Here is a 20522-nt window from a genome sequence, read left to right on the forward strand (position 1 = left end):
AGCGGGACGATATATGTCCCGCCACTCAGCGGACTTTCAAGGAGAGATAAAGATGTTTGATTTAGACAGCATTGTTGAGAATGAAACCGAATTGCAGGATCTGGAAGAAGTGGTGATGGGGTTGATCATTAACTCCGGACAGGCGCGCAGCCTGGCGTACGCGGCACTGAAAAAAGCCAAAGAGGGCGATTTTGAGCAAGCGCGCGCGGTGATGGCGCAGTCAAAAATGGCGCTGAACGAGGCGCATCTGGTGCAGACCAAACTGATTGAAGGCGATCAGGGTGAAGGGAAAACCAAAGTCAGCCTGGTGCTGGTACACGCGCAGGATCATCTGATGACATCGATGCTGGCCCGCGAACTGATCGCAGAACTCATTGAGCTTCATGAGAAAATAAAATAACGTAGGGATCCAGGATGCAGCCACAGGTATTGAGCATGGAAATCAAGACAGCGCGCGAAAATCAACTCTTCGACGGTCAAAATTTCCACATGTTCATCTACAACAAAGTAGAGAGTATTTCCGGGCTGCATGAACATGATTACTACGAATTTACCGTGGTGCTGACGGGGCGGTATTACCAGAACGTCAACGGGAAAAGGGTATTGCTGGAGCGCGGAGATTTCGTTTTTATTCCTCTGGGTTCAAATCATCAAAGCTTTTATGAATTTGGTGCGACAAGAATACTGAATGTCGGCATCAGTAAAGCTTTTTTTGAACAACATTATCTGGCCCTGTTACCGGCACAGTTTATTGCGTCGCAGGTTTATAAGATAAACCACGAATTTCTGAATTATATTGAGTCCGTCACGGCGTCCCTTAATTTTCGTAACGGCGAGTTCAACGAATTTCTTGAGATGGTGACGTTTTATATCGTTAACCGTCTGCGCCATCATCGTGAGTCGGAAGTGACAGCGGATATTCCGGGCTGGCTGACGATGGCGGTTGAGAAAATGCATGATAAATCGCGCTTCGGGGACAAAGCTCTAACCAATATGGTGCAGTTATCCGGTAAGTCGCAGGAATATCTGACCCGCGCCACGCAGCGTCATTACGGCAAAACGCCGATGCAAATCATCAATGAAATTCGTATTGATTTTGCGAAGAAGCAGCTGGAAATTACGAACTACTCCGTCACCGATATTGCATTTGAGTCCGGTTACAGCAGCCCGAGTATGTTTATTAAGAATTTCAAAAAGCTGACTTCATTTACGCCGAATCATTACAGGAAGAAATTGTTCAGCATTAACTAAATGTCCATAGATTAAAGATGGATCATTTATATTAATCGGTTTTGTAATTTACAGTGCATTCTTATTGCACGGGAGATCCTATGCGTAAAAAACTGAAAGTGGTCACCATCGGTGGCGGAAGCAGTTATACCCCTGAATTACTTGAAGGCTTTATTAAGCGTTACAATGAATTACCGATTACCGAATTATGGCTGGTCGATGTAGAAGGCGGAAAAGCCAAACAGGATATTATTTACGATCTCTGCGTGCGTATGGTTGAGCGCGCGGGTGTGTCAATTGAAATACACAAAACGCTGGATCGCCGTGAGGCGCTGGCTGGGGCTGATTTCGTCACCACGCAGTTGCGCGTCGGGCAATTAAAGGCGCGTGAGCTGGATGAACGCATTCCGCTGAGCCACGGCTATCTGGGCCAGGAAACCAACGGCGCGGGCGGATTATTCAAAGGATTACGCACAATTCCGGTGATTTTTGACATTATCAAAGATGTCGAAGAAATCTGTCCGGACGCCTGGGTCATCAACTTTACCAACCCGGCGGGCATGGTGACAGAAGCGGTATTCCGTCACACCCAATTCAAAAAATTCATCGGCGTCTGTAACATTCCTGTTGGCATGAAAATGTTTATTCAGGATGTGCTGAAACTGTCAGCAGAAGACGATTTGTCGATCGACCTCTTTGGCCTGAACCACATGGTGTTCATCAAAGATGTGCTGGTTAACGGCGAATCCCGCTTTGCAGAACTGCTTGACGGCGTGGCGTCCGGGACACTGACCGCCGGTTCGGTGAAAAACATCTTTGATTTGCCGTTCAGCGAAGGGCTGATCCGCTCGCTGAACCTGCTGCCATGCTCGTATCTGCTGTATTACTTCAAACAGAAAGAGATGCTGGCGATTGAAATGGGTGAATTCTACAAGGGCGGAGCGCGCGCGACCGTAGTGCAGAAAGTCGAGAAACAACTCTTCGATCTGTACAAAAACCCGGAACTGAACGTCAAACCGAAAGAGCTGGAACTGCGTGGCGGCGCGTATTATTCCGATGCGGCCTGCGAAGTGATCAGCGCGATTTACAACGACAAACAGACCGAGCAGTACGTCAACTTCCCGCACAACGGCCATATTGATAATATTCCGGCTGACTGGGCAGTGGAAATGACCTGCACGATTGGACGCGACGGCGCGAAACCGCATCCGCGTGTCACGCACTTTGACGATAAGGTGCTCGGCCTGATTTACACCATTAAAGGCTTTGAAATCGCGGCCAGTGAGGCGGCGCTGAGCGGAAAACTCAATGACGTCCTGCTGGCGCTGAACCTCAGCCCGCTGATTCATTCCGATAAAGATGCCGAAATACTGGCGCGCGAAATGTTGCTCGCCCATGAAGCGCTGCTGCCAAACTTTGCTGACACCATTGCAGCGCTGAAATAATCCGCCGCCCTCCCGTAAAAAGGAGGGCGTGTTAGAAAGGGACGCTTATGGATAAGTTACTGATTGTGAACGCCGACGATTTCGGGCTGTGCAAAGCGCAGAACTACGGGATTATCGACGCGTTCAACAATGGCGTCGTGACGTCCACCACGGCGATGATGAATATGCCCACCATCGGGCACGCTTCGGCGCTGAGTGCGGCAAATCCGGGGCTGGCCGTCGGGATGCATTTTGTCCTGACGTTGGGAAAACCGCTTTCGCCGATGCCAGGTCTGGTGCGCGAAAACGGTGAACTGGGAAAATGGATCTGGGAAATGGCGGAGCAGGGCACGCTGCCGCTTGATGAGATTAAACATGAGCTGAAAGCCCAGTTTGCGAGGTTTACAGAACTGTTTGGCCGTCTTCCCACGCATATCGACAGTCATCACCACGTGCATCTGCTTGCGCCAATATTTCCGATTGTGGAAGCCTTTGCGAAAGAACAAGGCGTGGCGTTACGCATCGACCGCGATGAAATCAGGAAAGGCGAAATTGTTCTGCGCGGCGCGAAAAGCACGCAAGGTTTCGACAGCACGTTTTACGGCGAAGCGATTTCAGAAGCGTTATTCCTGAATGCACTGGATCAGGCTACCGCGCGCGGTGACGAGTCCGTGGAAATCATGTGCCATCCTTCGTTTATCGATAACACAATCCTGGCGAGCAAATATTGCTATCCAAGACTGGCAGAGCTGGACGTGCTGACGTCTGCATCGCTGAAAAACGCAATTGCAGAACGCGGGTTCAGGCTGGGGACGTTTAGGGATTTATAGTTTTTTGTAGCAAACCCTTCAATGTTAATGATTTAACGGCTCCCTGATGTTTGCCGGAAACGCCAGGATTGGGGACCGTTCAACTCTTCATCTCATACACATCCGTTATTTCATCCTGGTCAACATGATCTCAGCGTGCATGCTGCATTACACAGAGTACTCGGTGGGAGGGACGCCTAAAACGCTTTTGAATGAATAGCTGAATGCAGCTGTACTCGAGTATCCCATTTCGAGTGCTATTGTCGTGACGCTTTTATTTTGTTTCAGCATGATAACAGACTCAAATATCCGCATTTTTTGTTTCCAGAGACTAAACGATAATCCTGTTTCCTTTTTAAATTTTCTTGAAAAGTTTCGTGTAGACATGCCCACTTTGGCTGACCAGATTTCAATAAAATGCTCAGCGCCGGGGGATTCCAATATTGTACGGCACATTTCGTTTAACGCCGGACTTTGCGGCCAGGGAAGGACAAAATCTACTTGCGGTAAATTAAAAATAATATCCAGCAAAACACTGACCAGTTTCCCATCTTTCCCATGCTCATCGTACAACTCCGGAATTGTTTCGGATGCATAATGTATGAGTTCTTTTGCAACGTCACTGATGGTCACGGCTTTACACATGGTGATCGTTTCGTCTACGACATCCGTTTCGATATCCAAACTTTCCAGGAATACATCATCCATTGCCCAGACGGTATGCTCCATATAAGCAGGGATCCAGATTCCATAATGAGAAGGGACAATCCAGCAATTATCGGCAGTCTCAAGGCGCATACTTCCATTTCGGGCACAATGAAATTGTGCAAATCCATGAGTGTGCGGTAATACGCCCGTATTGGATTTAATTAAATAAGAGCGGAAATGAACAGGACGGCGCTCCTTGGGCATGGGATAGTCCTGCGATGAAACCCAATTTCTTTTAGCCGAGGCTTTCATTGCCGATTCCCCGAGAACATCTTGCTTAGACTTCTTATCGATAAAGATTGTCCTGTCATGATAATACATTTACAACATTTATAGATAATAATAATTCCCATGAATTGTTGTGTGTGATGAAGTTGTTGCTCGCAGGATATTATGCAAATCATTGATTAAACGGGTAAATTTTGAAATATTTTTCTTCCGTTACTCAGCATGTACGGTGTGACCCATGGTCACTTTTGGGAAAGAACCTTCTGCACAAAGCCGATATTCAGATAGAGGGAACGCGTCCCTGGGATATCAGAATACGCCATCCCGGGTTCTTCAAACGCATTATGCTACAGGGACTTTTGGGACTGGGTGAAAGCTATATGGATGGGTGGTGGGAATGTGATCGTCTGGATATATTTATCTATAAATTTCTCGCTCATAAATTAGATGAAGCAGTGCCTGGAAATTTCAGAGATATCCTGCTGGTTTTAAGTGAAAATATATTCAATCGAAAATCAGATGATTGCCACGGCAGTGTTTTCGTAAATGAATACGATATTGGTTACGATGTTTTCACTCATATGCTCGATCCTTATATGCAATATTCCTGTGGATACTGGAGGAAGGGTGCGACGCTGGCTGAAGCTCAGGAGGCTAAATTGAAAATGATTTGTGAAAAACTTCAATTAGCGCCGGGTATGCGTGTATTAGATATTGGTTGTGGTTGGGGGGGAACTGCTGAGTATAGTGCACGTCATTACGATGTCTATGTCGAAGGCACCACTAATTCGACCGAAGAGCAGAAAATTGCACAGTCGCGGTGTCAGGGACTTGATATAACGATAATGCTCGAAGACTATCAGGATCTGCTTGACGATAAATTTGACCGAATTATCGCGCTCGGTGCGCTTGAGTATCTGGAGCTAAAAAATTATCAAAATTTTTTTAAAGCGCTTGCGCGTTGTTTGAAACCTGATGGTCTTTTCCTTTTACACAGTACAGGTAGCACAGAGTTGGTTAGTCATGTCGGCCCCTGGTTAAATAAGTATATTTTTCCAAAAGGGTGCCTGCCGTCGGGGCAGCAATTAGTCCAGTCAATCGAACCTTATTTTAGAATTGAAGATTGGGATAACTTAGGTACGGATTATGATAAAACATTGATGAGTTGGTTTGAGAAAATAAACGAGTCCTGGCCTTCGTTGTCAATGAATTACTCTCCGGGGTTTAGGCATATGCTGGAATATTATTTATGTTCCAGTGCGGGTTTTTTTCGTGCGGGAAAAATTCAACTCAGGCAGTTACTGCTTTGCCTGGGAGGGGAAGGACAGATTATTTAAAACCCGAACTTTCTTCAATAAATTTTTTAATTATCTGCATGCAGTAATGCCATTTTATTAAATCAGAGAAATTATGAAACATACTTTATTACTGTCTTCTGTCATCATTGCAGTACTGTCTGTGTCCAGTTGTTCAAGCTATAAGTCACTCGAATTGAGTCAACAAAAAGTCCATACTTCTTCTGCATCATCTGATTATACCTATTATAAAATTGATCCACCTTTGTACGGAGGTGATATCGTGCAATATTCATTGCGTAACGGAAATAACGGTACACTTACTGTGAAAAGAACAACACCACAAACATTAATCAGTGATGATGGACTCCTAATTAATTTGTCGGATCTCGTCTCACTTAAGCGTAAAGAAATATCCAAAGGAAAAACAGCTGCCGCTGTCGGTACCGGTGTTGTTACCACCGTGGTGGTTGTGACGGCTGTCGTGGGTTTAGCGTTTGGGGCTGGCATGGTTGCGATGTTATCCGCAAGCTAAGGTATTAATGGGAATCAATTGTTGCAATTTGAGGCGCAGTGAGATGAAAGTGGAGTTGAATAAGAGTACGCCGGAAAGAATTTTACATGCAGTTCTTTTCGAAGTACTTGGGAATGTTGTTATAGCCATTTTCCTCGCCTACAGTCTTAAGGTTTCTTTGATACAGTCCGGGATGTTATCATTCATTTCCGCTCTGACTGCAACGGTCTGGAATTACGTATTCAATAAGATTTTTGATGGGATTCAGAAGCGGTTTTTATTTGAGAGAAACTTTCCAATCAGAGTTTTGCATGCCGTTATCTTTGAAGCGGTACTTGTTCTTTCCCTCACTCCTGTCGCGATATTTTTACTTGAGTTAACGGTCACTGAGGCATTTTGGGTTGAAATAGGTTTAATATTTATTTTCTTACCTTATACGTTAATCTTTAACTGGATCTATGACTATATACGTTGGAGGTTATTGGCGAATGAGTAGATTAATGATTTTAACTGAAATGATAAGGTTGCAAATATGAATGGTGTGGATTTGTTAAAGTTCAAGGCTAGTTCTCTGGAAAGTAAGGGGCTATTACGAAGAGCAATATCAATCTGGCAGGATATTTCAATTAACCCAAAGTTAAGTAAACACGATAGAGAGCAGGCATTGCATAGCTTGAATCGTCTTACGTGCGCTATTCAACAAAAAGTAGACATTCAGAGGGAGAAACTGAAGTCACATCCAGACAGATATAAAAATGTCGAGTCAGACAAAGAAAAGATTATGCATCTTTATCGGCAGGGATTAACAACAAGGGAAATACAACAGATAACACAGCGATCCAGGGATTTTATTTATAATTGCAAGAAGAAATCATGATTTTATAGGGGTTTTATTCAAAAGGCACGCTAATGAAAAAAAATATGATCGTACCTAAGGACTATAACGAATGGAAGAGAATCTGCCGTGAGCTTCTTGATGACGCGGGGATCGGAATTGATGGAGGTGAGAAGTATGATATTCATGTCAAAAATCCAAAATTCTATAAGCGTGTTTTAAAAAGAGGATCGCTTGCATTGGGTGAAAGTTACATGGACGGTTGGTGGGATTGTGACCGGCTTGATGTCTTTTTTACTAGAATAATCAATGCCGATTTACAATCTCGCGTACCGGATAATTTGAAAGATATGATCAGAGTGGCCGGGGCCAGATTCATTAATTTTCAATCCAAAAAAGGAGCTCTGAAAGTCGGTAAAGAACACTACGATCTTGGTAATGACCTTTTTTGTCTGATGCTTGATCCCTGGATGCAATACTCTTGTGGTTACTGGAAGAACGCAGATAATTTATATCAGGCACAGCAAAGTAAACTTAAATTGATTTGTGAGAAGTTGAAGTTAGAAAAAGGAATGAGCCTGCTGGATATTGGCTGCGGCTGGGGAGGGCTTGCGGCATACGCTGCTGAACATTATGGTGCGAAAGTCACAGGGATTACGATATCAGCTGAACAACAAAAAATGGCGCAAGTGCGCTGCGCCAGTTTTGATGTCGAAATTCTGCTTCAGGATTACAGGGAACTTGACAGGAAATTTGACCGAATCGTTTCTGTCGGAATGTTTGAGCATGTAGGGCCTAAAAATTATGCGACTTACTTCGATGTGGTGGATAAAAATCTAAAACCAGAAGGAATTTTCTTATTGCACACGATTGGTGCTAACAAAACAGAGGTCAACGTCGATCCCTGGATTAATAAGTATATTTTCCCTAACGGATGCCTGCCTTCTCTTGCGCATATCGCCTCGGCCAGTGAGCGATATTTTGTTATTGAAGATGTGCATAATTTTGGTCCTGATTATGACAAAACGCTTATGGCATGGAATGAACGATTTCTAGCCTCCTGGATGCATATCGAAGAAAATTATTCAGAAAGGTTTAAAAGGATGTTTACCTATTATTTAAATTCATGTGCAGGCGCTTTCAGGTCTCGCGATATCCAGCTCTGGCAGATCGTCTTTACAAGAGGGTTAGAAGGCGGTTTGATCGTCCCCCGCTAATAATGCAAAAATTCTGGGTTGAAACCGACAGCTTGCCAGACGGCGGCATGCGGTATCAGAGCTGCCGATCAACCCAGTGTCAAATGTTAACGGTCAGCCCGATCTGCGCAATTACAGGCCATTTTCTGTTTCAATAAAAAACCGGTCAGGAAAACAGGCGACTGAGCCAGGAACGTTTCTCGTTCTGTAATGGCAGCGTGACGGGCAATGTTGTAATTTCCCCCAGCCCTTCGCCTATGGCCAGCCCAATATTTTCCAGCGCGGAAAGGGCATCTGAACCACAGGCGCTGAAACGCAGCCGGTGTCCGTTTTTTGCACCCAGCGAAACTACCCGCATCAGGTTCTTAGCATCGACAATGCCCGATTGTGTATCAAGGTTCTGAACCCTGATATTGCATAAAAACTTTTTCGCTGTTTTTACCAGCAGTGCAGCAGGGCGGGCATGCAGGCCATGAGGATTACGAATGACAAATGTCGCCACTTCTGCGTGGACGTTTTCTCCCTCCGGAATATCCTCCCGTGTGTCCCGGCCGTTGAACAGAGCGAGAATATCTGAGGGCGTCTGCGCGTTTACAATTCGTTCCGGTACGCTTTCATCGCTTAAAACATGCGTCAGTTGCCTTAATATATCGAGATGCTCGTTGGTTCGCGCTGCAATACCGAAAACGACGTAAGCAATATTGTCATCGCCCCAGGCGATACCCTGACGAAACACAACCACGCTTACGCCGGTGTGCAAAACGGTATCTCGTGTTTCGGTTGTTCCGTGCGGGATCGCAATACCATTGCCCAAAAACGTGGATATCTGGTCTTCCCGCGCCCGCATGCCTTCCAGATAACCGGCTGTCACGTAACCCGCCTCTGTCAGTCTTGCGGCGATAAAAATGAGTGCCGAATCTTTGTCGAGCAGTTCGTCACAAAAGATGATGTCCTTTTCACAAAGTTGCATGTTGATCTCCTTGAGTAACGTTAACAGGGGTGGAAAGCGTGGATTGTGTGCGTTTTTGCCACAGACGCCAACATCCCATCATGACTGCACCACATGCCGAACCGGCAAGAATACACAGCACCCAGGCCAGTGGTTTGCTGACCAGCGGCAGGATCAGGAATCCGCCATGCGGCGCCGGAACCTGAATATGCAGGCTGTAACTGAGCACGGCGGAAATGGACGATGCAATCATCATCATCGGGATCACCCGCAGCGGATCCTTGGCGGCAAAAGGTATTGCACCTTCCGTAATATGGGTGCAGCCGAGAATATAGTTCACCATGCCCGCAGCACGTTCTTCTTCACTGAAGCCTTTGGGAAAAAACGTGGTCGCCAGCGCAATGACCAGCGGTGGCGTTATGCAGGCGGCTGACACGCCAGCCATAAAGAAGTAATTACCCTGGCCGAGCAGTACAGTGCCAGTGACATAAGCGGCTTTGTTGACCGGTCCACCGAAATCGAATGAGCACATGGCGCCGACCACAATCCCAAGCAGCACCGGATTGGCTTCCTGCAACGACGCAAGCCAATTCATCATGCCATTATTCACCGCGGCCACTGGCCGGCCCAGCAATACCATTAATACGCCAATCACCAGCACGCCCGTCAGCGGCATAATAAAAATCGATTTCAGCCCTTCATACTGACGGGGTAATCCGGCCAGCAGCGCTTTCACCCACAACATCAGATATCCGGCGGCAAAACCGGCGATGATTCCGCCGAGGAACCCCGCACCCGTAACGTTCGCAAGCAATCCGCCGACGAACCCAGCCACCAGTCCCGGTTTGCCTGAAATCGACCAGGCGATATACGCCGTGAATACCGGCACCATGATGGAGAAGGCTTGCTGACCTATTTTCATTAACATGGCCGCGATGGGGTTATATTGCGCGGATGTCGGATCCGCGGAATAAATGCCCCACAAAAAAGACAGGGCTATCAGGATCCCGCCAGCAACGACAAACGGCAGCATGTTCGAAACCCCGCTCATCAGATGTTTATAAATCTGCCGCCCGGCGGATTCTTTTTCCTGCTTCTCTGTACCAGACGTGGAAATCCCTTTACGCACAGGTACGCTGCCACTGAGCACTTTATTGATCAGGTCAGAAGGATGGTGGATCGCTTCTTTAACCGGAACTTCAATCACCGGATATCCGTTAAACCGGTCGGCATCAACATCTTTATCTGCTGCAATGATGACACCGGCGATGTTAATTAAATCCTCCTGAACAATCGGATTCTCCACACCAGAAGCACCGTTAGTTTCTACTTTTATTTCAACGCCAAGTTTACCGGCGGCGTGTTTGAGTGCTTCTTCAGCCATAAACGTATGCGCTATACCGGTAGGGCATCCGGTCACCGCGATTATTTTTTTCATGGGCAGACCTCTGGGTTCGGTAGTTATAATTTTTCAACCTGAACCTGCGATAACAGGTTCTTAATGGCGGCAAGTTTGCCAAGACCAGCAGACGCCGCGACGTCCGCACCGGTAGCACTGGCGAGCCTCAGCGCGTGTCCGATATCAACAGATTGCAACCACACGCTGAGAAAGGCGGCCAGCGCGGCATCTCCGGCGCAGGCAGAACTCACGAGTTCAATGTGTGGAGCGGAACAAAACCAGCAATCCAGGCCATCGGAGAAATACAGCCCGCGTTCGCCAAGCGTCAGTAAAATATTCCTGGCACCCAGCCTGTGCATTTCACACAGGGCTATTTTGACGTCGTCGTGGCCGGTGACTTTGAAACCAAAGATGGCCGCCACTTCGTCGTCATTGGGTTTGATTAAAAGCGGATGGAATTCCAGTAATTGGCGCAATGAGGGATGACTGATATCCAGGATCACCGGAATCCCTTTCGTTTTGCAAATTTCGAGGATCTCTGCATAAAAATGGCTTTCAATGCCGGGTGGCAAGCTCCCGCTGATCACCAGATGATCCGCTTTTGTTAACTGCGTCAAATGTTGAAGAATTTGTCTCTGGCAGTTGTTGCTTATGAATGTCCCCGGGTTGACGAGCTTGTATTCCTGCGCACCGTCGTTAATGAAAATATTGATCCGCGTGGGTTCTTCGACCCAGACGGGCGTAACGCTGAGTTTTCTTTTGCGCAGCTCATCGACTATATAGTGGCCGGTAAAACCACCGAAAATACCGAGAACGTGCGCGGGTTGTGCAAAATGCTGGAGTACCAGCGCCACATTCACGCCTTTGCCATTCGGGCAGTATTGTGTGCTGTGTGTGCGGTTTACCGCACACGGAACGATGGGACCGCTGGAAATATTCATATCAACAGCGGTATTGAGGGTCAGTGTGTAGATCACCGTGTGCTCCTTACAGTTGCCCTTCGCAGCCGCAAACGTGTATTACCTTACGCACGACGGCGGCCATTGCTTCCTTCGCCGGTTGCATGTAATGGCGGGGATCATTCGCCTGCGGGTGATCGCCGAAGTAACCTTTTAGCGCGTCCGAGAAGGCAATTTTCAGCTCAGTAGCGACGTTCACTTTGCAAACGCCCAGGCTGATGGCCTGGCGGATATCTTTTTCCAGCAGTCCAGAAGCTCCGTGCAAAACAAGCGGAATATCGACCTGTGCGCGTATCTCTGCGAGACGTTTGAAATCCAGTTTGGGTTCTGCGGTGTAAAGACCGTGCGCGGTCCCGATGGCGACAGCCAGGGAATCAATACCCGTAAGAGCAACAAATTCTCTCGCCTGCGCCGGTTGGGTATAAAGGGCGTCGCGGGCATCCACGATCAGATCATCTTCCACACCACCAAGACGACCTAATTCGGCTTCCACACTGGCGTCATACCGGTGACAGAAATCCACAACCTGCCTGACCAGTACGACATTTTCTTCAAATGGCAGGTGCGAGCCGTCGATCATGACAGATCGAACGCCTGCGTGGACTTTGGATTCGATATCAGTCAGCTTTTCGTGATGATCGAGATGAACGGCCAGCGGCAGGTTATAGATTCGAGCCAGATCCCCGGCAATCGCCACAATGTTGCCCGTTCCGGCATAGCTGAAGGTTCCTGGCGTGCCGGCAACAATCACCGGTGAACGCATTTCGGCAGCGGTTTCCACCACGACCTGCAACGTTTCGAGGTTGTGAATATTAAACGCAGGCACGGCATAACCCTTCAGTTGTGCTTTTTGCAGCATATTTTTACTGGAAATGATAAACATCGCGGACTCCCCATTAAGTTTACTTTCAATATTTAAGTTTTGTATCGGATTTGGCTTTCATTATGAAAGCAATGTAGCCTCCATTTTGCTCAGCGATTGTGATCTGCACTGCATAAAACAGATCTAAATTTAATAACGAAAGTAATTTCGTATAAATTACTTATGTTTTGTAAGTTGGTGGGCCGGCAAAGTGAGGGCTAACACGCTGAAATGAATGACCTACCGAAGAACAACCTACTCGCTGGCAGGCCCGTTAAATTGACTTCTCAGGGAGGAAGTTTAAAAATGAAAGTTAAAGCGCGGGAAATTCCTGCATGACAGTCAAAAGGTTATTTTTGTGGCCAAACCTTCTACCAGCCTGCTGAAAAGGCGTCTGGATATCGCAGAGATTGTCCGGAAAAACGGCGAAATAAAAGTGGACGATCTGGCTGAAAAGCTGGGCGTTTCTGGTGTGACAATTCGCAATGATCTCAACTATCTCGAAAACCAGGGGTACCTGAAACGGTCGTTCGGCGGGGCAATCTACACGGCGCAACAAGTCGGGAATGCAATCAGTCCGGCAGCATCATTTTTTCAGCCAGTCGATACCGCCATCGAGCTGGAACTTGCGAAACAACTGGCCAGACTGGTCAGCGACGGTGAACGGATATTTCTGGGTAGCGACAGCGTCTTGCGCAAAACGATCCCATTTTTGGGGGATTTTGCCGAACTCAGTCTTGTGGTGAACGATCTGATGCATCTCGCGCCTGCGCGGGATTTTATCAATGGCGAAGTTGTATTGTTGGGCGGTGTGTTGGGGACGGACGGGCAAACTGTCGAAGGCGAGCTGACCCTGCGCGGACTCGGGGAATTCCGTCCATCACGCTGTTTGCTGCGGGTAGATCACATCAGTGAAGACGGCACGCTGAATGTCGTTAACAAGGATTCGGCTCAGTTACTGCGTGAGGCAATGCGGGTAAGTGAACGTTGTGTCGTAGTGGCTGCCCGACGCCCTGCTTACGGTGAGCCGCATTTTGCTGTCGGTAAGCTTAAGGATGTTTATGCTGTCGTAACACCACAAATTGTCGCTGCAGAATATCACGCCCGATTTCTGAGCGTGGGTCTGTCAAATAGCTACACAAACAATGAATGTCTGACCTGGATAAACCCGCTTCTCCATCCTGCAAGGTGAAGGATCAACACATGAACGTGACCATTTGTACCATCGGGGAACTGCTCGTTGAGTTTCTGGCAAAGAAAGAGAACCAGGGATTTTCCGCTCCGGGTGAATTCTGGGGGCCGTATCCCAGTGGAGCACCGGCAATATTTGCCGATCAGGTCGCGAAATTGGGTTTTGGTTCACTGCTGTTCAGTTGTGTAGGAAGTGATGCATTTGGCGAGATGAATATTGCACGATTAGCGCGGGACGGGGTGAATGTTCAGGGGATTTCTGTGCTGCAAAAAGCCACCACCGGCAGCGCATTTGTCAGTTACCGCAGTCAGGCTCAGCGAGATTTCATCTTTAATATGCCCAACAGCGCCTGTGGTTTACTGAGCGCCGATCATATCGACGAATCGCTTCTGCGACGGTGCAAACATTTTCATATTATGGGCTCATCGCTGTTTTCATTCAGATTGATCGACGCAATGCGTAAAGCGATAGAGATCGTGAAAAGTCAGGGCGGCACGGTGTCATTTGATCCTAACATCCGCAAAGAAATGCTGAATATTCCGGAGATGTCTCAGGCATTTGAATACATTCTGGATTACACCGATTTCTTCCTGCCGAGCGATGGCGAACTGGAATATTTTGGGCAGAACAAGACAGGCAATGAACAGAAGATTGTCGATGGCCTGTTATCACGCGGAATCAGTCACGTCGTAATAAAGCGAGGTCAGCGCGGTGCCAGTTATTATGGTAAGAATACGCAGCATCATGTTGCGGGTTATCCGGTCAAGGTGGTTGATCCTACCGGTGCCGGAGATTGTTTTGGTGCTACTTTCGTCAGCCTGTTTTTGGCGGGATATCCGGTGAATGAGATTCTTGCGTATGCTAATGCGAGCGGGTCGTTGGCGATTTCTCAGCGCGGTCCGATGGAGGGCACCTCGACGCTGGCTGAAATCAAAACCTTTATGCAACAACAGAACAAAGTGAATCTGGCGGCGAATTAACATTAGACAGAGGCAAAAAGGCCCGCATCGCAGGCCTTTCACACATCATTCAAACGGCACGAGTAAGAAAAACACGAACATCCCATCAGGCGTTTGTATTTCTGCCACAAATCTGATCTAAAGCCGTCCTTCCTGTTTAATCCATTGCATAAAATCATCGATAAACACCCGCGTTTTAAGCGGCAGGAGTTTGTTGGGCAGGGTGATTGCGTAGGTGTTGCGCGGGAGCGGGTTTTCCACGCGCCAGTCAGGTAAAACGCGGCGCAATTTGCCGCTGGCGATATACCGGTTGGCGATAAACGTGGGGATCAGCGCAATGCCGACGCCTTGCAGAATGGCGTCGATCATGGCGTCACTGTTATTGATCATCAGCCGTGGAACCAGCGTCACACTTTCCATGATTTCATTTTGCCAGAAGCGCCATGCGCCGCGAAATTGCCGCTCATCAGGGAAAAAAATGTTGTGTTTGATGAGTCCGGCGGGGAAATCCGGCAGCACTTCGTCGTAATCTGCGGAACACACTAATACGTAATCGATCGGCATCAGTGCGCGGGCCACCATGTTTTCCGGCGGGCTTTCGGTGACACGCAGTGCCAGGTCGTAAGCGTCTTGCGCCAGATTACTGACCCGGTCGGACAATGTCAGCTCGACATTGATCTCAGGGTAACGGCGTAAAAAAGCGGGCAGGAATGGGGTAAGGAGGATTTTCCCCAGCGTGTTCGGTGCGGTAATTCGTAAAACACCCTGAGGGGTATCACTGAAACTGTCTGCCTGTGAGAAGAGTGCCTGCGTGGCAGATAACACGGCCTGCGCCTGCCGGTAAATCTCCAGCCCGACCTCGGTCGTCGTGACCGACCGCGTGGAGCGGGTAAATAACACCACATTGAGGCGTTTCTCCAGCCTGTCGATCATCCTGCTTACCGAAGATGGAGCCATCGAGGTCTCACGTCCTGCCGAAGAAAAGCTTCCTTTTTCAACTACCTGAATAAAAACGGACAAACTGGGAAGCAGTTCTGCTAACTCACTTGTGTTCTTCACGCATAGCTCTTTTGTTTCTGGGATATCTAGCCAAATTAGCATCAAGCCGTATGATGTTCAACAGAGGGTTCATCTGGTGCAAATCGACCATAATAGTCAATTTATTTAATGGGTTAGCTATGCCAAACCAAACGGTAATTGAAATGATCCGCCAGCGTGATGTGCTAAATGTTGGCGTTAGTCTGGGTTTTAGAGGGTTGTCGTTTCGTAACGCAATAAAGAATTGCTGGGAAGGGTTCGACATTGATTTAGCCCGGGCAGTGGCGGTCGCGGTGTTTGGCGATGCAGGAAAAATCCATTACATGCCGTTGCAGTCTGGTGACCGTTTCCGGGCGCTGCGTGATGGTGTGATTGATCTGGGTTCGTTCAATTCCAGTATTACCTTCCAGCGTGAGGCGGAATCAGAGGTCACTTTTGTTCACCCTATGCTGTTTGACGGTGAAGTGCTGATGACACCGGCCAGTAATTTGCTTGAACCGGTTGAACAGGCAAGTTATACCCGCAAGCGCCGGATAGCGGCCATGCGCGGTTCTACAACTGAAGAAAATCTGAAGCGTTATTTTGGAAATTTAAACCTGTCCTGCGAAATCAGTCTGTTTGATTCGCCGTCTCAGGCACGCCAGGCTTATCAACACGGTGAATGCAATATCTACTGTCTCGACTCCTATCTGCTGGCCGGTGAACGTGCTCAGCTGAAGGATAAAGACGCGCACATTATCTTGCAGGATCGTATCTCACTGGAAACCATGTCACCGGCTGTTGCCTCGCATGATCCGCAGTGGCTGAAAGCGGTAACCTGGATCATGCGTGCGCTGATAGAAGCGGAAAACCTGCAGGTCAGCAGCAAAAATATTCATGAAATGAGCCAGGAGGCGACGGGTTATCTTAAGACCTTCCTGTATCCGTCAGAGCAGAATTGCAAAAATTTGGGTCTGCGTCCTGAATTTATTCGCGAGATTATTCATCAGGTAGGCAACTACGGTGAAATATTCCAGCGCAATCTGGGGAAATACTCAGAACTGAATCAGGCGCGACGGGATAATAATTTATGGTCTCAGGGTGGAATGCTGTATTCGCCTTTATTCATATGAGACCTGATTTTATCCGGGCAATAATTTAATTTGGTCATATTCTTACTACACACATCTAAATATCCTTGGGCAGGAACATCATGAGTGAACTATTGGCTGAAAAACAGCAGGAAATGATATTGTCTGGTTCTGTGAAGAAAAACTTCGGTTATTTAGAAACCCGCCCTGATAATATCGACTTCAGTGTTATCAAAAATATTATTCTGCATGGACATCATCAGGGTAATGTTTTGTATATTATCCGTGATTTTGCTAATAAACAGATTTGCCAGGATGTAGCTGAAAAATTCGATCAGATGGTGAATAACAACGGCGGTGGGAACCGGGCAGATGACGGTTTTGTCCTGACCAACCAGATTGGCGCCACGCAGTTCTCACGTAATGGCGAACAATATATGGCGGAAGTGAATCGGGTGAATGGCAGCGTCGCTGAACTGATGGCAGTGACGGACACTTATGCCACAGAATCTCTGTTCCTCAACCGCACGCTGGAAGAAATTTTCCTTAACGAAGGTATTCATTTTGGCCCGGCGCGCTATAAAAATACTTACGCTTGTTTTGCTACTTTCCGCCGTTGGCTGGATAACGGGGTCATGTCTCTGATGCCGCATGAAGACCGCGCCCAGCTTAAGTTTGCGCTTCAGGATAATTTCGAAATTGCCGATGCAATGACGGTGACGGCTTTCAATGTCTGTCTGGAAGCGGCGCAGGGCGGCGGCGAACTGAAAATGTGGAATCTCGATCCGGACGAAATTTGCCGCGCCCGCTTTGGTGTGATGGACACAGGTTATCCGTATCCGCCACATTTGCTCCAGGGCGTGGAGTCGTTATCCGTCCAACTGAACGCCGGTGACATTTACTTTATGAATGCCTGTCATTTGCACGGCGTGAGCAGTGTGAGTCAGGGAAGTCGTCTGACGGCCGGGCGCTTTATCGGCAGGCTCAATAATAGCAAAGTGGTGTATTGGACATAATCGGAATGAATTCACAACGGCGATATATTCTCTCTGAATTCTGAATTAATAATGAGTCTGATATGAAATATGCTAATCATCTTACCGCCGGAGGATATGCTTTTATTCCCGGCAGTTATTATCAGGAATTGCCTGATACCCATTACGGAAATAAAGATATTTTTCTTTCGGATCTGGAAAAGTTAAAACTGGCGTACGAAAGTCTGACGCTGGATCCTTATTCTCCGGGCAACCGCTGGCGCGGCTATGCGCAATGCCGTCGGGACGCAGAGGGGAAACTGTTTTTTGGTCATTTCACAGCCTATAAGCAAACTAAAAAATACAATCCGGATACCGGAGGTATTATTCGACAATATCCTTTGTTGCCGGAAAATATTACCGCGAACCGTCTGATGCAGGCAATTTTGCAAGACGATATCGCTTTTGTGGAAGCCTATGAACGTATCGGGCCGCTGGAAGAACTGACTGTCGGCATTCATCTGTTTCGCTACGAAGCTCAGTGCGACGCTCCCGCCTACAGCTCGCCCGTGTGGCTGCATAAAGATGATGAAGACCTGGTGTTCGTTCATCTCATCCATGCTTCCGCCAACATGCTGGGCGGCGACAATCTGATTGCGCCGAACCCTAAAAACATTGAGCGGGTGTTGCGCCTTGAGAACCTGTTCGACACGCTGGTGGTGAATCACGACAAATATCACGCCGTGACGCCGGTCGGTTGCCGTGAACCCGGAGAGACTGCCGTGCGCGACATCATCCTGGTCACGTTCCAGCGTACTGAAGGAGAGGCGGCATGAGCCTGAACCATAAAGCTTTTATCACTGGCGCATCCAGTGGGATCGGCAGGTCGATGGTGGCGGCCTATCTGGCAGCCGGTTATGTGGTCGAGGGCATTGACTGTGCCCCGTCTGTTTTCACCGATGAACCTGACTACTTTCACCATCAGTTGGATATTACTGACTCCGTGCGACTTGATGCCGTCTTTGAATCGGCAGAGTACGCCAGCAGTAACAACGTCTTAATCAACTGTGCCGGTACCCGTGAAATCTGCCGTATTGATGAGTTATCGCTGTCGCTGTGGGAAAAAGTTTTTGCCGTCAACGTGACCGCCAGTTTCGTTGCCGGGCGTGCCTTTTGCCAGCAACTGGTTCGTCATAACTTGCCGGGCAATGCCGTGAATATCGCCTCGGTATCCGGGCTGATGGGTGAACCGGATCGCACCGCCTATGTCTCGTCAAAACACGCGGTGATCGGCCTGACGAAGCAACTGGCGCTGGAATACGGCAAACACCAGATCCGGGTGAATGCGATTGCGCCAGGTGTGATCCGCACGCCGCTGACCGAACCTTATTACGACAATCCGGCACAGATGGAGAAGATCCAACGCGGTCAGTACCTGCCTGTGCTGGGCGAAACTCAGGATGTCGCGCACGCGGCGATGTATCTCACCTCGCCAGAAGCGCGATTTGTCACCGGCTCAACATTGGTTATCGATGGCGGCTGGACGATTGGTAAAGAACTTTAATCCGATGGCCAGTGTAACGGCCACTAAAGACTTGCAGGAGTTTTAACATGAACAACACCTATATTCTGATCCTTGGCGGTGAATTTGCTTTACGTGAACGTGTTCTGGCCGGTGCCCTGCGGGCTTCAGGCGGTATGCGGGTACTCACCATGGCGAAAAATCGCACCACACCGACAATCAAATTTTTCGACGGTTTTTTGCCGGGCGACGTGGCGGATGCTGAGGCTGTTCTGCGTGCCGTTCAGGCTCATGAAAGCGAAACCGGTGAAACCCCTGCGGCGGTTATCCCGATGAACGACTTCACCGTGCGTGCCGCCAGCCTGCTGACGGAGCATTACCAGCTCTACGGGAATGACAGCCAGACTATCACCCACTGCCGCGACAAATTTGTCATGAAGCAGATCTTGCAAGCTGCTGGCCTGCCGGTGCCTCGCTTCGCGGCGTTTCGTACCTTAAATGAACTCAAAAAACTGATCGCTGAAATTGGTTTGCCGGTGGTGATTAAGCCTCGTGAAATGGCGGGCAGCCTGGGCGTATTAAAAATCAGCCGTGAAGATGAAATCGAAGAAGTATTCGGTAAATGTGTGACCGATGTGATTTCACTGAACGGGGAATCATTTGCGCCGGAAGACCTCTTCCAGGTCGAGGAATATGTCCCGGCCTGGCAGGAAGTCAGCGTCGAGGTGATCAATCAGGGCGACTATCACCGGGCAATGGCCGTGACCGACAAATACCTGGGCGAAGAGCCAAATTTCGTCGAAGTGGGCCACAGCATGCCGTCGCTGCACAGTAACAATAAGCAGTTGCGCGACATCGCCGAGCGTGCCTGTCATGCGCTGGGGATCCGCTACGGAGTGGCGCACTTTGAAGCGCGTATTACCCCGACGAATGAAATCAAAATCATTGAAGTGGGGGCGCGCACCGGTGGCGACACCATCATGGATCTGGTCGAAAGAACTTACGGCATCAATCCTTATGAACTGCATGTGCTCAGCCATCTGAACAAACTAAAACCCCTGCCGGACACCCTGAAGCCCCGCGGTCTGAGCGCCGTTGCTTTTATTAAAGCTGACGAAGGCGTGATTGAGAAAGTCACTTTGCCCGCCAGCCTGCCGGATCACGTAGTGAATATGCAGGTCACGGCGAAACCGTTGGATACGTCGAAAAAGCTGGTTTCATGGAAAACACGCGAAGGTTCGGTGGAGTATTTCTGGCCACAACGTGCCGCAGAACCGGGTTTTGATGAGCATTTAACGATTGCCGATCAGTACGCGCGTTCGCTGTTTACACTTCGTCAGGCCTGATATTAACCGGGCC

The 20522-nt window shown here is 48.4% G+C and carries 21 protein-coding genes; 15 read left to right on the forward strand and 6 right to left on the reverse strand.

What is annotated here, in order from left to right; genetic code table 11:
• Positions 1-52 precede the first annotated feature (52 nt).
• The 4 genes from chbA (at position 53) to chbG (ending at position 3484) form a co-directional block, all read left to right on the forward strand.
• Positions 53-400, forward strand: coding sequence for a PTS N,N'-diacetylchitobiose transporter subunit IIA (chbA, locus tag ACLBVC_RS03920; protein WP_410148233.1), 348 nt, complete (start codon positions 53-55; stop codon positions 398-400).
• Between the two features lie 14 nt (positions 401-414).
• Entirely contained in the window at positions 415-1251 is an 837-nt protein-coding gene (chbR, locus tag ACLBVC_RS03925) for a transcriptional regulator ChbR (protein WP_410148234.1), read from the forward strand.
• An 80-nt stretch (positions 1252-1331) separates the two neighbouring features.
• The gene (locus tag ACLBVC_RS03930) at positions 1332-2675 is read left to right on the forward strand and encodes a 6-phospho-beta-glucosidase (protein ID WP_410148235.1); all 1344 of its coding nucleotides are present in this window, start codon (positions 1332-1334) and stop codon (positions 2673-2675) included.
• A 47-nt stretch (positions 2676-2722) separates the two neighbouring features.
• Positions 2723-3484 (forward strand): chitin disaccharide deacetylase, encoded by a 762-nt coding sequence (gene chbG / locus ACLBVC_RS03935; RefSeq protein ID WP_410148237.1) that lies wholly within the window; start codon positions 2723-2725, stop codon positions 3482-3484.
• A gap of 147 nt (positions 3485-3631) precedes the next feature.
• Here chbG and ACLBVC_RS03940 read toward each other — a convergent pair whose 3' ends face one another.
• Entirely contained in the window at positions 3632-4423 is a 792-nt protein-coding gene (locus tag ACLBVC_RS03940) for a helix-turn-helix domain-containing protein (RefSeq protein ID WP_410148239.1), read from the reverse strand.
• Between the two features lie 170 nt (positions 4424-4593).
• Here ACLBVC_RS03940 and cfa (ACLBVC_RS03945) point away from each other — a divergent pair, with 170 nt between their 5' ends.
• The 4 genes from cfa (ACLBVC_RS03945) to cfa (ACLBVC_RS03960) all read left to right on the forward strand — a co-directional run bounded on the left by cfa (ACLBVC_RS03945) (position 4594) and on the right by cfa (ACLBVC_RS03960) (position 8260).
• Positions 4594-5736, forward strand: coding sequence for a cyclopropane fatty acyl phospholipid synthase (gene cfa, locus ACLBVC_RS03945; RefSeq protein WP_410148240.1), 1143 nt, complete (start codon positions 4594-4596; stop codon positions 5734-5736).
• A 73-nt stretch (positions 5737-5809) separates the two neighbouring features.
• The gene (locus ACLBVC_RS03950; RefSeq protein ID WP_410148241.1) at positions 5810-6229 is read left to right on the forward strand and encodes a hypothetical protein; all 420 of its coding nucleotides are present in this window, start codon (positions 5810-5812) and stop codon (positions 6227-6229) included.
• A 43-nt stretch (positions 6230-6272) separates the two neighbouring features.
• Complete coding sequence (locus tag ACLBVC_RS03955) at positions 6273-6704, forward strand: PACE efflux transporter (RefSeq protein WP_410148243.1); 432 nt, start codon at positions 6273-6275, stop codon at positions 6702-6704.
• Between the two features lie 413 nt (positions 6705-7117).
• Positions 7118-8260 carry a cyclopropane fatty acyl phospholipid synthase gene (cfa, locus tag ACLBVC_RS03960; protein WP_410148244.1) on the forward strand — a complete coding sequence of 381 codons (1143 nt, stop codon included), beginning with the start codon at positions 7118-7120 and terminating at the stop codon, positions 8258-8260.
• A 145-nt stretch (positions 8261-8405) separates the two neighbouring features.
• Here cfa (ACLBVC_RS03960) and ACLBVC_RS03965 read toward each other — a convergent pair whose 3' ends face one another.
• The 4 genes from ACLBVC_RS03965 to ACLBVC_RS03980 are packed head-to-tail and all read right to left on the reverse strand — an operon-like array spanning position 8406 to position 12429.
• Positions 8406-9209 (reverse strand): HPr family phosphocarrier protein, encoded by an 804-nt coding sequence (locus ACLBVC_RS03965; RefSeq protein WP_410148245.1) that lies wholly within the window; start codon positions 9207-9209, stop codon positions 8406-8408.
• Positions 9196-10626, reverse strand: coding sequence for a PTS fructose transporter subunit IIC (locus tag ACLBVC_RS03970; protein WP_410148246.1), 1431 nt, complete (start codon positions 10624-10626; stop codon positions 9196-9198). Before ACLBVC_RS03970 ends, ACLBVC_RS03965 begins: the two co-directional genes overlap by 14 nt.
• 23 nt (positions 10627-10649) lie before the next feature.
• Complete coding sequence (gene pfkB / locus ACLBVC_RS03975) at positions 10650-11564, reverse strand: 1-phosphofructokinase (RefSeq protein WP_410148248.1); 915 nt, start codon at positions 11562-11564, stop codon at positions 10650-10652.
• A 10-nt stretch (positions 11565-11574) separates the two neighbouring features.
• Positions 11575-12429, reverse strand: coding sequence for a tagatose bisphosphate family class II aldolase (locus ACLBVC_RS03980; protein WP_410148250.1), 855 nt, complete (start codon positions 12427-12429; stop codon positions 11575-11577).
• Positions 12430-12766: 337 nt separating this feature from the next.
• On the opposite strand from ACLBVC_RS03980, the gene ACLBVC_RS03985 reads away from it, so the two are divergent.
• Together ACLBVC_RS03985 and ACLBVC_RS03990 are read left to right on the forward strand one after the other, a co-directional pair.
• A complete protein-coding gene (locus ACLBVC_RS03985) occupies positions 12767-13600 on the forward strand; it encodes a DeoR/GlpR family DNA-binding transcription regulator (protein ID WP_410148252.1) in 834 nt (277 codons plus the stop codon).
• An 11-nt stretch (positions 13601-13611) separates the two neighbouring features.
• On the forward strand, positions 13612-14580 hold the full coding sequence (locus ACLBVC_RS03990) for a sugar kinase (protein ID WP_410148254.1): 969 nt from the start codon (positions 13612-13614) through the stop codon (positions 14578-14580).
• A 117-nt stretch (positions 14581-14697) separates the two neighbouring features.
• Here the strand turns inward: ACLBVC_RS03990 and ACLBVC_RS03995 are convergent, their stop codons facing one another.
• Positions 14698-15660, reverse strand: a complete 963-nt coding sequence (locus ACLBVC_RS03995; protein WP_410148255.1) for a LysR family transcriptional regulator — start codon at positions 15658-15660, stop codon at positions 14698-14700.
• A gap of 77 nt (positions 15661-15737) precedes the next feature.
• Between ACLBVC_RS03995 and ACLBVC_RS04000 the strand changes: the two genes are divergently transcribed.
• From ACLBVC_RS04000 to ACLBVC_RS04020, 5 genes are all read left to right on the forward strand, one after another.
• On the forward strand, positions 15738-16709 hold the full coding sequence (locus ACLBVC_RS04000; protein WP_410148257.1) for a transporter substrate-binding domain-containing protein: 972 nt from the start codon (positions 15738-15740) through the stop codon (positions 16707-16709).
• A gap of 80 nt (positions 16710-16789) precedes the next feature.
• On the forward strand, positions 16790-17683 hold the full coding sequence (gene hilA / locus ACLBVC_RS04005) for an L-isoleucine 3(1)-dioxygenase (protein ID WP_410148259.1): 894 nt from the start codon (positions 16790-16792) through the stop codon (positions 17681-17683).
• Positions 17684-17745: 62 nt separating this feature from the next.
• Positions 17746-18477 (forward strand): 3(1)-hydroxy-L-isoleucine 4-dioxygenase HilB, encoded by a 732-nt coding sequence (gene hilB, locus ACLBVC_RS04010; RefSeq protein ID WP_410148260.1) that lies wholly within the window; start codon positions 17746-17748, stop codon positions 18475-18477.
• Positions 18474-19205 carry an SDR family NAD(P)-dependent oxidoreductase gene (locus tag ACLBVC_RS04015; protein ID WP_410148262.1) on the forward strand — a complete coding sequence of 244 codons (732 nt, stop codon included), beginning with the start codon at positions 18474-18476 and terminating at the stop codon, positions 19203-19205. The genes hilB and ACLBVC_RS04015 overlap by 4 nt, the downstream gene beginning before the upstream one ends.
• Positions 19206-19252: 47 nt before the next feature.
• Positions 19253-20509: an ATP-grasp domain-containing protein gene (locus ACLBVC_RS04020; protein WP_410148264.1), complete on the forward strand. Its 1257-nt coding sequence runs from the start codon at positions 19253-19255 to the stop codon at positions 20507-20509.
• The last annotated feature ends 13 nt before the right edge of the window (positions 20510-20522 follow it).

Source organism: Rahnella selenatireducens, assembly GCF_046449555.1.
GTDB lineage: Bacteria > Pseudomonadota > Gammaproteobacteria > Enterobacterales > Enterobacteriaceae > Rahnella > Rahnella selenatireducens.